The organism is Parvibaculum sp., assembly GCF_039680535.1.
Taxonomy (GTDB): Bacteria; Pseudomonadota; Alphaproteobacteria; order Parvibaculales; family Parvibaculaceae; genus Parvibaculum.
The window spans coordinates 202,073-216,834 of the sequence record NZ_JBDKSS010000008.1; the positions used below are offsets into that span (position 1 = coordinate 202,073).

Here is a 14,762-nt window from a genome sequence, read left to right on the forward strand (position 1 = left end):
TGAAATTTCGGCTCGCATTCAAACCGAATGCGAGCCGAAATCTTCTCAGACGATGATGCCACGCGACCGCAGCAGCGCGATCACTTCTTCCGCCAGCAGCTCGACCGACTTTGTGCCGGATTCGAGCCTGATCTCGGGATTCTCCGGCGGCTCGTAAGGCGAGTCGATGCCGGTGAAATTCTTGATCTGCCCGGCGCGCGCCTTCTTGTAGAGGCCCTTCGGGTCGCGGCTTTCGGCGACTTCGAGCGGCGTATCGCAGAAGACCTCGATGAACTCGCCCTCCTCCACCAGTTCGCGCGCCATGCGGCGCTCCGCCCTGAAGGGCGAGATGAAGGAGACGAGGACGATCAGGCCCGCGTCGATCATCAGCTTCGAGACTTCCGCGACGCGGCGGATATTCTCCACGCGATCGCCTTCGGTGAAACCGAGGTCGCGGTTGAGACCGTGACGCACATTGTCACCGTCGAGCATGTAGGTGTGGCGACCCTGCGCGAGCAGGTATTTCTCGACAATGTTCGCGATGGTCGACTTGCCCGCACCCGAAAGACCGGTGAACCAGAGAATGACCGGCTTCTGGCCCTTCAGGTTCGCGCGCGCAGCCTTGTTCACGTCGAGCGCCTGCAGGTGGATATTCGTCGCGCGACGAAGGCCGAACATGATCATGCCGGCGCCGACTGTCGCATTGGACAGGCGGTCGACGATGATGAAGGCGCCGGTCCCGCGATTGGCCGTATAGGCGTCGAAGCCGACGGGCTGAGACAGCGAAAAGTTACAGACGGCAACCTCGTTGAGCCCAAGCTCCTTTGCCGCCAGATGATCGAGCGTGTTGACGTCGATCTTGTGCTTGATCTCCGTCACCTGCGCCGTCACCGTCTTCGTGCCGATCTTGACGAGATAGGGACGGCCCGGCAGCAGATGATCCTCGTGCATCCAGATCACATGCGCCGCGAACTGGTCCGCGACTTCAGGCTGGTCGGTGGCGGCGACGAGAAGATCGCCGCGCGAAATGTCGACCTCGTCGGCAAGCGTCAGCGTGACCGCGTCGCCCGCGCCCGCGGCATCGAGATCGCCATCGGCGGTGACGATGCGCGCGACCGTGCTCGTCCGGCCGGACGCCGCGACCACGATGCGGTCGCCCGGACGCACCGTGCCGCTCGCAATGGTGCCCGAGAAACCGCGGAAATCGAGATTGGGCCGGTTGACCCACTGCACCGCCATGCGGAAAGGCTTCGCAAGCTGCTCGTCTTCCACTTCGACCGTTTCGAGATGATCGAGAAGCGCTGGGCCCTTGTACCAGGGGGTGCGGTCCGAACGTGCAATGACGTTATCGCCAAAACGCGCGGAAAGCGGGATCGCGACAATCTGCTTGAAACCGAAATTGCTCGCGAACGCCGCGAAGTCGTCGCGGATCTTCTCGAAGATGTCCTGCGAATAATCGACAAGGTCGATCTTGTTCACCGCAACAACGATATGACGAATGCCGAGCAGCGAGGCGATGAAGGCATGACGCCGCGTCTGCGTCAGGATGCCCTTGCGCGCGTCGACGAGCAGAATGGCGAGATCGGCGGTCGAAGCGCCGGTCGCCATGTTGCGCGTATATTGCTCATGCCCCGGCGTGTCGGCGACGATGAACTTGCGCTTGTCGGTCGTGAAGAAGCGATAGGCGACATCGATGGTGATGCCCTGTTCACGCTCGGCCTCGAGCCCATCGACCAGCAACGCGAAGTCGATATCCTCGCCCACCGTCCCGTGCTTCTTGCTGTCGCGCTCCAACGTCGCGAGCTGGTCGTCGAAGAGGAGCTTGGTGTCGTAAAGCAGACGACCGATCAGCGTCGATTTGCCGTCATCCACCGAACCGCAAGTGAGGAAACGCAGCAGCGTCTTGTTTTCCTGCTGCGCGAGATATTCGATCAGATCCTGCGCGGAGAGATTTTCAGCGACCTCACTCATCAGAAATACCCCTCGCGCTTCTTCTTCTCCATGGACCCTGCCTCGTCATGGTCGATGAGGCGGCCCGAACGCTCCGATGTCCGCGCGATCAGCATTTCGCGCACGATCTCCGGCAGCGTCGCGGCATCGCTTTCGATGGCAGCCGTCAGCGGGTAGCAGCCCAGCGTGCGGAAGCGAACGAGCTTTTCCTGCGGAACCTCGCCCGGCTCCAGCGGCAGGCGCTCGTCATCGACCATGATGAGCTGGCCGCCACGCTCGACCACGGGACGCTTCGCCGCGTAATAGAGCGGAACGATCGGAATGTCCTCGAGCATGATGTATTGCCAGATGTCGAGCTCGGTCCAGTTCGAGATCGGAAAGACGCGGATCGATTCACCCGGCGCAACGCGCGTGTTGTAGATGTTCCAGAGCTCGGGGCGCTGCTTCTTCGGGTCCCAGCCATGATTGGCGGTACGGAAGGAAAAGATACGCTCCTTCGCACGCGATTTTTCCTCGTCGCGGCGTGCGCCACCGAAAGCGGCGTCGAAGCCGTATTTCGTGAGTGCCTGCTTCAGCGCATCCGTCTTCATCACATTCGTGTAGTAGGACGATCCGTGATCGAACGGATTGATGTTCTGCGCGAGCCCTTCCTGGTTCGTGTGAACGATGAGGTTGAACCCCAGACGCTTCGCCGTCTCGTCGCGAAACTGGATCATCTCGCGGAACTTCCATGTCGTGTCGACATGCATCAGCGGGAAAGGCGGCGGCGCGGGATAAAATGCTTTCGCGGCGAGGTGCAGCATGACCGAGCTGTCCTTGCCGATCGAATAGAGCATCACCGGATTGCGAAACTCGGACGCAACCTCGCGGATGATGTGAATGCTCTCATCCTCCAGCCGTTTCAGATGAGACTTCCGATCGGGAGACATTACAGATACCTCGTCTACACGCATTATTCGGTTACGGTCGCGAAGGGATCGAAGCTGCCCGCGGCGACGAACCACGGGTTGGCGAAATCGACATCTTCCGTCTGGTTGCGCTTGCCATAGACGAGCGGCTTGCCGTCCATGGTCATCACCCCGCCCTCTGCCGCGCGAAGAACGGCGTCGCCCGCCGCCGTGTCCCATTCCATCGTCCGGCCGAGCCGCGGATAGAGATCGGCTTCGCCCGCCGCAAGCTTGCAGAATTTCAGCGATGAACCGGCCGAGACGAAATCGGCGACGGAGAATTTCTCGACAAAGGCTTTCGTTTCGTCGGTCAGATGCGAGCGGCTGGCGAGTACGCTGATGCCGGAGCCGGTGCAGGCCCGCACGGCAATCTTCCGCCACGTGCCGACGACGCCATTTGCCACCTTCGCCGCGCGCGCGCCCTGGCCCTCGCCGCCTGCATAGATGTCGCCGATGGCCGGCGCGTAGACGACGCCGAGCACCGGACGGCCATTCTCGATCAGCGCGATATTGACCGTGAACTCGCCGTTGCGGCTGATGAACTCCTTGGTGCCATCGAGCGGATCGACCAGAAAGAAGCGGCTGCCCGTTGCAGGGCATTTGCCGGCGGCGACCGACTCCTCGGCAACCACCGGAATGCCGGGCGCAACCCGCGCCAGCTCGGCGAGGATCACAGCTTCTGCGGCCTCGTCAGCGGCGGTGACGGGCGAGCCATCCCCCTTGGTCGCAACCGAGGCAGCGTCGAACCGTTCGTAGATCGGCATGATCGCGGCGCCAGCCTTGAGCGCTATGGCAATGAGGTCGTCGAGCATCTGGCTTTTCCCGGGTGCCCGGGCCTTATTTACATAAAATTTTGTTATTAGTCAGGCCACTCGGCCAGTTGGCTGTTAAATAGGGTATTTGGACCTCGACGCAAAGCCCCAATTGCAAGGAAAAGGACAGGATGCCTCCTCCCTCACCAGGGAACATGGAGGATTTCGACATTCGGCAGCCCGGCAATGGGAATTCCGAGGTCTCTCGCAAGGCGGGCCAAACCTTCCGTCTCGATCAGATCCTCATAGGGAATTTCGGGAAAGCGAAGCCCAGCGCGGTGGAGGGCTGCGTCGACAAGGAGCATCGTGCCCCCCACCGAGTCGAGCGGCACGATGTCGCTATGCCTCAGATCGTCTAGATAGAGCCTGCGTCCGCGGTTCAGCGGCGGCATGTAAAGCCCGTGCTTCACATCCCGGTAATAGGCATGGTCGCGCTTCGCATCGGCTGTGATGAAGGTGTTCTGGTCGAAGCAGGGTCCACCATGGCGCGTCACGCAATGAGGCGCCGCGATCCGCGCGCCGGTCGCCTTCAATGTCGACACGATGTCGGCGGGATAGCTCCATACGTCGGCGTCGATCCACAGCACCCAATCGTCCGACGAGTCGATCCCGTGGTCGATCAGGTGATTGCGGACCTTCGCGAGACCGGCTCGGCGCGCCCTCTGCACATGGTTCTTCCAGCGCAACCGATGCGTGAGTTGAGTTCCCACCTCTTTCCGGAGCAGGACCACGCCTCGGTAGGTCGCGCGTATCGGCTCCACCAGGGCGTTGAGCCTCTCCCAACTATCGTCTGTGCTGTCGCCCTCGCAGAAGACGAGCTTGATCCGCTCTCTCGGAATATCGAGTCGCGCAATCTGCGCAAGACAAGGCGCAATGTGCTGCGCGGCATCGCGAAGCGGAATCAGGATAGCGAGATTTACGCCGGCAGATGGCGCAGCTGCGACAGCCTTCGGATCAACCGCCGCCCGCGCGCGGACCGGATCGAGGCGCGGACCGCCCGCCAGCACATGACGCGCACGGCGCGCTTCTTTCTTCAACCAGTTCGCGACCGGCCGCTTGCGCGGCTTGTGCAGCCATGTTCCTGCCCAATGATGCCGCGCGAGGCGTTGCCCTCCTTCGTCATCGTCCGGCTCGTTGCCATGCCTGTCGCGACCGTTGAACAGCGGTGACGGCGCGAGGCGGATTGCGGATTGATCGGGAAACGAAAGCCGCGCCGCCGTGAGGAGGCATGGCCCCGTGGCGTCGATGACATTGCGGGCGTGGCGATTTTTCCGCATCAGCTCGAGCACATGCAGCCAGAACGGATGACCGGCGGGACTCGCCATGATCCCGTTGAAAATGAGATGCGGCAGGCCTCGCTGTGCGGCGATCGGATGCCAATGCGTCGAGGGCTCAAGGCTGAGGACGATGCGCCCCTCCTCCGCAATTGCGTCAAGGGAACCGAGGCACTCCGTATCGATATCGGCATAGAGACCGCCGAAATGATGCAGCAACATATAACGGCCGGCATCGGCGCGCATGACACCCGATGGCAGCGAGCAATAGAGATCCAGAAACTCCGGATAATGGCCGGCTACGAATTCGAGCAGACGGCGGTCGGACCACATCTGCCTGTCCCAGCCGGGATTGAAGGCGGTCCAGCTATCGCACCACGTTCGGAACTCCTGTGGAACGAGATCCGTCTTCCAGGTCTGATGAATAATGCGGGGGATCAAAAGTGTTCTCCGGCTAGATCATGTAGTGCGACAAGAACAGCTTGTGCCCTTCCGCGGCAATCCGCTCCCGCAACGAATGATCTTCTATAAGGCGGCGGCACGCATCGACCATTTCTCCGGTGGTATCCGCCACCAATACGTGCCGCCCCGGAACGACGCAAAGGCCCCGGACGGCATGGCTCGTTGCGACGACCGCCCGCCGATAGCGCCACGCCTCCAGAACCTTGATCTTCGTTCCGCTGCCGCCGCGCAACGGCGCGATGGCGATTGTCGCCTCTTCGTAGAGATCGCGCAGGTCGGCGACATACCCTCGCCAGTCCAGATCCGATGCGATGAGGCGTGCCGCGGTGCGTTCCGGCGCATCGCCGGCGATGGTGACTGCAAGGCCGGGCAAAACGCGCGCCAGCCGCGGCTGAATGCTTTTCATGAGCCATTCGACGGCGTCGCGATTGGGCAAATAACCGAGAGTCCCGACGAACAGGATCGACGGAGTGCCATTCGCGGGACGATCTGGCAGCGGACAGGGCGGGCCGGAAATCCGGTTAGGCGTTACCCTCACCCTTTGTGGGTCAAATTTCGCCTGCATCGCTGCGGCGTCGCTTTCCGCCGAAACATGCATAACGGGAAAGCGGCTCAAGGCCCATCTCTCTCGATTTCGGTAAAACAACCCGCCCGCGGCAAACTGAGCCGCACGAAAGAGTGAACCGCTCCGCAGCGCGAGCCCGGCAAGGCTGAAACAGCGATCAGACTCCCAATCGTCCAGATCGACCTCAACGCGATCGAGCCACGATGCCGGCAATCCTTCGAGCGCCGGCGAGATGCCGAGGCGAAAGACGACCACCCTGTCGGGCGGAGTGGCCGGGAATCTGTCGGAGGCGCTCCGGACTGCGGCGAGGTCCGGCGAGGACCAGCCAATCGTCTTCATCCATTTCGAGCGCCCGGGCGCCTGCGGCACGAAAGACAGCCGCGGATCATCGAGCGCGGCGACGCCATACGCATTCCCGATCACGAGCGTGACAAGTTCCCCCGCCTGCGAAAGTTCGCGCGCCCACATCCATGCGCGCCGCGCAAGGCCATTGCCTTGGGCGTCGGGAACGATCGGGGAAATAAGCAAGGACCAGCTACTCATCTTGCGCGGGAGTTTTGCATAACTCCCGGCAAAAGACAGCCGTCAATGAGCGCTATTTCTCGCAAGCCTGTCCATGGCCGCGACATCTCGCGGCCATCGGCAATGTTCAGCCTACAAAGCTGTATTCCGCGAAATCCGGATGGCGCATCTGCCACCAGTATTTGGCCGTGAAACTCGACCAGTTGTTGGTGACCTTGCCGTCCGCCGTCTTGTACCAGCTCGAACAACCCGCCGCCCAGACGGTGGTCTGCATGTCTTCCTGCAGATCGCGATTGAAGGCGTCTTCCGCTTCCTTCTTCACGTCCAGATAGCGCACCTTGGGATTCCGGAGCGCCCCGATGCACTGCATGATGTAGTTCACCTGGCACTCGATCATGAAGATGATCGAGTTGTGACCGAGATTGGTGTTCGGGCCATAAAGCATGAAGAAATTCGGGAAGCCGGCGATGGCGACCCCGCGATGCGCCTCTGCACCATTCGCCCAGGCCACATTGAGATCGACATTGTTACGCCCGACGATCTTCATCGGCGAAAGGAAGGTCGTGGTCACGAAGCCCGTCGAATAGATGATGACGTCGGTCGGATGGGATACGCCGTCCTTGGTCACGATGGCGTCCGGCGTCACCTTCTCGATGCCGCTGGTTGAAACATCCACGTTCTCCCTCGCCATGGTCGGAAACCAGTCGTTCGACAGGAGAATGCGTTTGCAGCCCGCAGGATAATCAGGTGTGAGCTTTGCGCGGAGTTCTGGATCCTTGATGTGCGTTTCAAGCTCCTTCAGCGACGCTTTCTCGAAAAGCTTGCCAAAGAAACTACCGCGAACGAAGGCTAGATAATTGAGCTCCAGACGCAGATATATCTGCAGGCGATGGAGTTTCACCAGCCATGGGAAGCGGCGGAACATCCGCTGCTCGAAATCCGTATAGGGACGATCCGCCTTGGGCACGATCCAGTTCGCCGAGCGCTGGAAGATGGTGAGCTTCTTCGCCTTGGGCGCGATCTGCGGCACGAACTGGATGGCGCTCGCGCCGTTGCCGATGACCGCGATGTTCTTGCCCCGAAGGTCGACGCTCTGGTCCCAACGCGCGGAATGGAACGCCTTTCCCGCGAACGACTCGATTCCCGGTAGTTGTGGCGTGAACGGCCGGTTGAGCTGGCCGGTCCCCGAGACGACGACATTGGCCGTGATCTCCTCGCCCGTTTTGGTGCGGATGCGCCACAGGCCAGCGGCTTCGTCGAAACGTGCTTCTTCAACCTCGGTGTTGAAGCGGATGAAAGGCCGCAACCCGTACTTCCGCGCCACATGTTTCATGTAATCGAGGATTTCCGGCTGGAGCGCGAACTTGCGCGACCAGTTGACCTTCGGCTCGAAGGAGAAGGAGTAGAGGTGCGAGGGCACGTCGCAGCCGGAGCCCGGATAGGTGTTGTCGCGCCAGGTGCCGCCGATGTCGTCTTCCTTTTCGAGCATGACGAAAGAGTCGATGCCGGCCCGGCGAAGCTGGACGGCCATGCAGAGGCCGCCCATGCCCGTGCCGAGAATGGCGATCTGAAGCGGCTTCTGCGCGGTGGCTGCTCTGGGTCCCGGCTGGCTCAAAAAGTCGTCCACGGCTTCTCTGCTCCCTGAAACTGGCGATTGGGCGCACATACGCGGCCTCTGCGGTCCGTTTAGGGTGTACGCCCTAGACCTTCTATATAGCGACAGGTCGCCGCAGACAATCGGTCTGTTCGCCCCGTCGGTTTCACCGGCTGCCCCCGGAAAGGGAAAAGGCCCCGCGAGGTTTCCCTCGCGAGGCCATCAAGTTCAGGAGGAGTGCTCTCTTGAAACTTCAGAAGCGGTAGCCGACGCCGAAACCGACAAGCCACGGATCGAGGTCAACGTCAGCGCGCACGGCGCCGTTATTGATGGAGACGTTGGTGTTGAGGAAGATCTTCTTCACGTCGAGGTTGAGCGACCAGTTGCCGCCAAGCTGATAGTCCACACCGGCCTGAAGCGCATAGCCAATGTGGTTGTCGTATTTGATCGTGGAGAAATCGCCGGCGTCCTCATCATAGAAGAACGTGTAGTTCAGGCCGGCGCCGACATAGGGGCTGAGCTGCGCCTTCGGAAGCGGATGGTACTGCACCGTCAGGGTCGGCGGCAGCAGCCTGACCGAACCGAGATTCGCGCCCGAGGTGTGGCTCACATCATGCTTCGTCGTGCCCGCGATCAGTTCGAGGGCGATGTTGTCGGTGACGAAATAGCTGAAGTCGACTTCGGGAACGAAGTCGTTGCCCACGTTGACGTCACCACCGATCGAAACATCGGCGCTTTCCTGCGGGGCCGCCCAGAGGCCGCGCGCACGGACAACAAAGTCGCCAGCCGATTTACCGTTAAACGTATCCGCAGCGAAAGCCGGTACCGACAGAGCGGTCGTACCGAGCAGCGCCGCAATTGCCACGGCTGCGATTTTGGAAGTCTTGTTGCCTTGCATCTTCTTCTCCATTGCCGCGCACCATGGGGTGCGTTCCCGTTGGCCACAGTGTCGTAGAAATGACGCAGCTTTACTGTGCGCAATCTGTCGCACATGACGCGCAGGTTGTCGCATAGGGAATTCTACGTATGTGACCGCACAGCACCCAAAAGCCTAGAAAAATCAGCAGTTTCAGACTACGGATTATCCGCGCGGCGCTTCGAGTATGTGCCGGTAGGCACGCACCTGCTGCACGAAACGTAACGCCTGCCCGCCTCTCGCGGTTCCATATTTCAGATGCTCCGCATAGGCGGGCTTTTGAATCAGCGTCAGGGCGCGGCGCACGCCTGTCCAGCTATCAGGGTCGAGACCCAATCGTTCCGCGAGCGAACGCGCGTCCTGCAGATGGGCAAAACCCATATTGTAGGCAGCGAGCGCAAACCATATGCGATCCGGCTCACGCACCGAGTCGGGAATTCGCTTCTCGATATCGGCTATGTAGCGCGCGCCGGCATAAATGCTCGCGATCGGATCGAGCCGATCGGCAACGCCCAGGGCATCCGCCGTATCCTCGGTCAGCATCATGATGCCGCGCACGCCTGTGTGACTGCGCGCGTCGGACTTCCAGTGTGATTCCTGGTAGGCGACCGCGGCAATCAGCTGCCAGGGCAGACCGGTCTTGTCAGCCGCGTCGCGCATCGCCTTTTCATACTCGGGCAAGGTGGTCTTGATCGCGTCGCGGAACGCCCGCACATCGACATAGTCAAAAGGCGGCAGGAAGCCGAAATAGCGGCGGCCGATCTCCGCGAGTTCACCCGCTTTCTTCAGGTCGGCAATCCAGTCAGCGAGATAGTCGACCACATCCTCGGAACCCGGCGCGGCAAGCCACGCGAGCGGTTGGTCGCCCGTGATCGCGAAGGCTTCGGCGAGTTCCGGATAATAGGGATTGTTGATCTGCAGTTCGAGCGAACTTGCGACCGTGCAATCGAGTTCGCCATCGGCAACGGCCGCGAGGATATTTTCGACTGGCTCCCGCTTCAGGCCAAATGAGAGCCCCTTGGTCTTTGTGGCGAGACCGTTCATCGCATCGCTGCCGGCTGTGCCCTCGGCTACAGCGATCCTGAGCCCGACGAGGTCTTCCGGCCTTTTGGGCAATGCGATATCGCGGCGGCAGGCGATCACTTCGCGAACGGTCTGATAATCCGGTCCCGCGACAAATGCCTTGCGTCGCGCCTCGGTGGCAACGAGGCCTATGGCAAGCTGGCCGCGCCTTGCCGCAAGCGCCTCGAGCACCTCAGGCTCGGTGTCATAGGTTCGATACTCGACCCTGACACCCAGCGCCTTTCCGAGCGCCTGCGCCATATCGTATTCGTAGCCGGTTTCGCCGAGCGTGCCGGAGTAATAGGTCGTCGGAGCCACGCGCGTAATGACCACAAGCGTGCCGCTCCTGCGGATGGTCCCAAGTCCCTGCGACACCGGCTGAAGGTAAACGAGGTAATAGGCGAGCGCCGCCGCAAAGAGCAGCAGGCCCGCAAAAACGAGATAGGGCGCGCGGCGGTCGCTCCACGGCGGCAGCAAGGCGAGAACATCGCTCTTCGCCGTTTCGAGCCAGATCTGAATACGCCGCACCGTTCGCCCGCCTGTGGTTTTTCGGCGACAGTTATAGCCCAACAGACAGACGCCTGTGCATCCAGAATTGCGAGCCCTTGAAGACCGTGACGCTGCCGCCCATTTCGTCGGTTATCTCCCGAAACAGGTCACAAAAAAGCCCGCTGGCGGGATGCCGGCGGGCTTTTGTCGTTGGAATGGCGACCGGAGCAAGCGGGAAGCCTGCTCCGGAGCCGATCGGGATTACTTGCCCTTGGGCGATTGATTGAACGGCAGATCCTTGTCGACGCGGACATCCTGCGGCATGCCGAGAACGCGCTCGGCAACGATGTTGCGCAGGATTTCGTCCGTGCCACCGGCGATGCGGTAGCCCGCCGCGCCGATCCACTGCTCGGTATAGGCACCCTCGGCCGGAGAAACGCTCCGATCACGGATGACGCCGCCCATGTCCTGAAGGTCCATGCCGAAGGAACCGAGTTCCTGCATCTTGTTCGCCGCGACGATCTTGGAGATCGAGCTTTCCGGTCCGGGCGTCTCGCCGCGCGAAAGCGCGGTGAGCGTGCGGAAGCGCGTGAACTTGAGGCCCTGCGCCTGCACATACCAGTTGGCGATGCGCTCACGCACGGCGCCGTTGCGGATCGCGGGCTCGCCCGCAATCTCGGTCTCGCGCGCAAGCTGAATGAGATCGTCGGTATCGGCATTGCCCTGGCTGCCACCAACGGCGAGACGTTCGTTCATCAACGTGGTCAACGCGACCTTCCAGCCATCGCCGACATTGCCGAGACGCTGGCTGTCCTTGACGCGGACATTGGTGAAGAAGACTTCGTTGAAGTCCGAGCCGCCCGACATCTGCTTGATCGGACGCACTTCGATGCCCGGGCTCTTCATGTCGATATAGAACATGGTCAGGCCCTTGTGCTTCGGCACGGAGGGATCGGTACGCGTCAGCACGATGCCGAAGTCGGAGTAGTGAGCGCCGGAGGTCCAGACCTTCTGGCCGTTGATGACCCACTCGTCGCCATCCTTTTCGGCGCGGGTGCGAAGGCCCGCGACGTCGGAGCCACCCGCGGGCTCGGAGAAGAGCTGGCACCAGATCTCGTCGCCACGCACGGCGGGGCCGACATAGCGCTTCTTCGCGTCTTCAGGACCCCAGGCCATGACGGTCGGAATGCACATGCCGAGGCCGATGGCGAAGACGCCGCCGGGAACAGCGTAGTTCGACTCTTCCTGGCCGTAGATCACGTTCTGGATCGTGGTGCCGCCACCGCCGCCCCACTCCTTCGGCCAGGTGATGCAGGCATAGCCGGCATCGGCCTTCTTTGCCTGCCAGGCCTTCGACTGCTTCAGCACCTCTTCGAGGGTCTTGGGAAGGGGCAAGTCCTTCGCATCGGCCTTGCGAACGGCGTTCTTGTCGAGCCAACCCCGCACCTGAGCGCGGTAGGCGGCTTCTTCCGGTGTATCGTTGAAATCCATGGTTCTGTTCCGATCTTCGAATGTCTGTAAAAAGCGTCAGGCGGCGTTCTTGGCTTCAAGACGCGCGACGAGCTTTTCCTTCCACTGGATGGCGGCGCCCACCGTCAGCGCGAGAAGCTTCGCGCGGCGGTAATGGAACTGCGTGTTCGCTTCCCATGTGTAGCCAATGCCGCCATGGGTCTGCAGGTTCTCCTGCGCGGCGAAGACATAGGCATCGCAGCCTGCGATGCGCGAGGCGGCGGCCGCTTCCGGCAATTCGGAGCCTTCGTCGTTGAGCATCATCGCGCCGAAATAGGCATTCGACTTCGCGATCTCTTTCTTCACATACATGTCGGCAAGCTTGTGCTTGATCGCCTGATAGGAACCGATCTGACGACCGAAGGCATAGCGCTCCAGCGAATAGTCGCGCGCCATTTCAAGCGCCGCTTCCGCGCCGCCGACCTGCTCGAAAGCGAAGAGCACGGCCGCGCCGTCGAGAATACGGCTGACCTGATCCCAGCCCGAACCGTCCATGAGTTCGGCGGGCGCATCCTTGAAGGTAATCTCGGCATGGCTGCGCGTCGGGTCGAAGGTGCGAAGAACCTCGTGCGAAACGCCCGCACCCTTCAGATCGACGATGGCAAGCGCGACCTTGCCGGCCGCATTGACCACAACGACCGCGACGTCGGCGATGTCGCCATCGGGAACCGGCGTCTTGACGCCATTGACCTTGCCGCCCGCGAAGCTCGTCTTGATGTTCGCGGCGCTCGGTGCGTGAAGCCCTTCGGAAATCGCGAAGGTGCCGATGATCTCACCGGCGGCGAGCCTGGGCAGCCAGGTCTGCTTCTGCTTTTCGGTGCCGAAAAGCTTGATCGCTTCGGAGGCGAGATAGACGGAGGACGAGAAAGGAACCGGCGCAACGGCGCGGCCCAGCTCTTCCGCGATGACGCAAAGCTCAAGCGCGCCAAGGCCGAGGCCGCCGTAAGCCTCCGGGATGGCGGTGCCGGTGAGGCCCATGTCAACGAGGCCCTTCCAGACCTCCTTCGCATAGGGCTCGTCGCTGTCGAGGATGCGGCGCGGCACCGAATAGGGGCACTTGTCCGTCAGGTACTTGCGCACCTGCTCCTTCAGCATTTTCTGGTCGTCGGAAAAATCAAAATTCATAGGCGTTCCCTCTGGCAATCTTTGGCCTGGCATGTTTTTCAAGGCTGCGGTCGCGCGCTGGCGGCTGGTGCCGCCCCGCCTCGATCGGGCCCGTTTTACGGCCGGGTCAGGCTTATGGATCCCCGCCAAAAAGTGACGACGCGTATCCGATTTGCGCGCATTGTTCCTGCAATTCGGCGCGGTGAAAAGAGGCACCGGTTTGACGCCGCGTCCGCTTGGGCCGGCCGTCCGCCGTTGCGCTGCACATGTGCCGATCCGTTGCATCGACTCTCCGGTCCGCGCGCCATACAGATTAAGCAATCGCTAACCGGGGCCCCTCATACTGGGGACGAGGTCCACCCCCCTGAATCGGTAAATTCCATGGCGAAGGCACAGTTCCACAAGAATCAGCGCGTCTATGTCAGGCCCGTCGGAACATGGGCGGTGATCGAGCGCGTCGTACCGCAATGGGTGAAGGACGTCGACGAGCCTCTCCGCGTCTTTTACGACGTTGGCCTGGGGCGCGACTTCACCGCAACGGAACTCCAGACCGAGCAATCCGCCGCGCTGACCGATATCGACCCTACAATGGAAGAATGGCGCGTCGTCCGCCAGCCGAACAAGTGGCGCTCGGCGGAAGAATGCGCGACGCACCCCTTCCCCGGCACCTTTCCCGTCATCATGACCAATACGGAAGAAGGCGGCGGCTGGCGTGTCCCCGGCATGGAATACGACTTTGCGCCCGAGCGCGTCGAATTGCAGGCCCGGATCATGGCGGCGAGCCCCAAATTCCTGGTGCTTCTCAACCGCCTGGTCGACTACGCCGCGAGCAATCCGGAAAACCTGCCGGAAGAAGTCCTCGTACTCGCGCGCGACGCGCGGACCGTCATTGAGCAGACGAAGAAGATCGACGCGGCCTGAGCCGGAAGCCCTATCCCTTGGTCTTCTCGATCCAGCCGGCGAAAGCGGCCATGAACTTCGTCATGAAATCGCGCGTGCCGGCATTCGAGATATCGCCGCTCTCGTCGAAAAGCGCCGACGCGTTGCCGATATAGGCTTCCGGCTGCTGCAGCACTGGCATGTCGAGGAAGGTCAGCGATTGACGCAAATGATGATTGGCGCCGAAGCCGCCCATCGCGCCCGGCGACACGCTGACGATCGCCGCAGGCTTCCCCGCCCACACGCTGTGCCCGTAAGGCCGCGATCCGACATCGATGGCATTCTTCAGAACGCCGGGTACAGAGCGATTATATTCCGGGGTGACGAATAGCACCGCATCCGCCGGACGGATCTGATTGCGGAACTCGACCCAGCACACGGGCGGGCCGGCATCATGGTCCTGATTGTAGAGCGTCAGTCCATCGATCTCGACAATGCCAAGCTTGAGATTTCGCGGCGCAAGCTTTTCGAGCGCCACCGCCATCTTGCGGTTGAAGGACTCCTTGCGAAGGCTGCCGACCAGCACGGCGACTTTGCGTTCAACGGCCATTCGACGTCTCCATGTGGAAGCCAATCGGCGAAGGATATGCCAATACGCGCAGCATGAAAGTGCTTTGAGCGGTAGATGGTTTCATCGT

12 protein-coding genes are annotated in these 14,762 nt (G+C 61.5%); 1 reads left to right on the forward strand and 11 read right to left on the reverse strand.

The annotated features are described in order from the left end of the window. Positions 1–45: 45 nt before the first annotated feature. The 10 genes from cysN to ABFC66_RS04975 all read right to left on the reverse strand — a co-directional run bounded on the left by cysN (position 46) and on the right by ABFC66_RS04975 (position 13,206). Positions 46–1,950 carry a sulfate adenylyltransferase subunit CysN gene (gene cysN / locus ABFC66_RS04930; RefSeq protein WP_346739851.1) on the reverse strand — a complete coding sequence of 635 codons (1,905 nt, stop codon included), beginning with the start codon at positions 1,948–1,950 and terminating at the stop codon, positions 46–48. Beyond that, positions 1,950–2,882: a sulfate adenylyltransferase subunit CysD gene (gene cysD, locus ABFC66_RS04935; RefSeq protein WP_346739852.1), complete on the reverse strand. Its 933-nt coding sequence runs from the start codon at positions 2,880–2,882 to the stop codon at positions 1,950–1,952. The genes cysN and cysD overlap by 1 nt, the downstream gene beginning before the upstream one ends. Continuing rightward, on the reverse strand, positions 2,882–3,688 hold the full coding sequence (cysQ, locus tag ABFC66_RS04940; RefSeq protein WP_346739853.1) for a 3'(2'),5'-bisphosphate nucleotidase CysQ: 807 nt from the start codon (positions 3,686–3,688) through the stop codon (positions 2,882–2,884). The genes cysD and cysQ overlap by 1 nt, the downstream gene beginning before the upstream one ends. A 143-nt stretch (positions 3,689–3,831) precedes the next feature. Continuing rightward, entirely contained in the window at positions 3,832–5,403 is a 1,572-nt protein-coding gene (locus ABFC66_RS04945) for a glycosyltransferase (RefSeq protein ID WP_346739854.1), read from the reverse strand. Between the two features lie 13 nt (positions 5,404–5,416). After that, positions 5,417–6,457, reverse strand: coding sequence for a glycosyltransferase family 4 protein (locus ABFC66_RS04950; protein ID WP_346739855.1), 1,041 nt, complete (start codon positions 6,455–6,457; stop codon positions 5,417–5,419). A gap of 181 nt (positions 6,458–6,638) precedes the next feature. Continuing rightward, the gene (locus ABFC66_RS04955) at positions 6,639–8,138 is read right to left on the reverse strand and encodes an NAD(P)/FAD-dependent oxidoreductase (protein WP_346739856.1); all 1,500 of its coding nucleotides are present in this window, start codon (positions 8,136–8,138) and stop codon (positions 6,639–6,641) included. A 220-nt stretch (positions 8,139–8,358) separates the two neighbouring features. After that, positions 8,359–9,003, reverse strand: a complete 645-nt coding sequence (locus ABFC66_RS04960) for an OmpW family outer membrane protein (protein ID WP_346739857.1) — start codon at positions 9,001–9,003, stop codon at positions 8,359–8,361. A gap of 183 nt (positions 9,004–9,186) precedes the next feature. Continuing rightward, positions 9,187–10,611, reverse strand: coding sequence for a membrane-bound lytic murein transglycosylase MltF (gene mltF, locus ABFC66_RS04965; RefSeq protein WP_346739858.1), 1,425 nt, complete (start codon positions 10,609–10,611; stop codon positions 9,187–9,189). A 222-nt stretch (positions 10,612–10,833) separates the two neighbouring features. After that, positions 10,834–12,063 (reverse strand): acyl-CoA dehydrogenase family protein, encoded by a 1,230-nt coding sequence (locus ABFC66_RS04970; RefSeq protein ID WP_346739859.1) that lies wholly within the window; start codon positions 12,061–12,063, stop codon positions 10,834–10,836. 36 nt (positions 12,064–12,099) lie between these two features. After that, complete coding sequence (locus ABFC66_RS04975) at positions 12,100–13,206, reverse strand: acyl-CoA dehydrogenase family protein (protein ID WP_346739860.1); 1,107 nt, start codon at positions 13,204–13,206, stop codon at positions 12,100–12,102. A 360-nt stretch (positions 13,207–13,566) separates the two neighbouring features. On the opposite strand from ABFC66_RS04975, the gene ABFC66_RS04980 reads away from it, so the two are divergent. After that, entirely contained in the window at positions 13,567–14,106 is a 540-nt protein-coding gene (locus ABFC66_RS04980; protein WP_346739861.1) for a hypothetical protein, read from the forward strand. Between the two features lie 10 nt (positions 14,107–14,116). Here the strand turns inward: ABFC66_RS04980 and ABFC66_RS04985 are convergent, their stop codons facing one another. Further along, complete coding sequence (locus ABFC66_RS04985; protein ID WP_346739862.1) at positions 14,117–14,674, reverse strand: NAD(P)H-dependent oxidoreductase; 558 nt, start codon at positions 14,672–14,674, stop codon at positions 14,117–14,119. Positions 14,675–14,762: the final 88 nt, after the last annotated feature.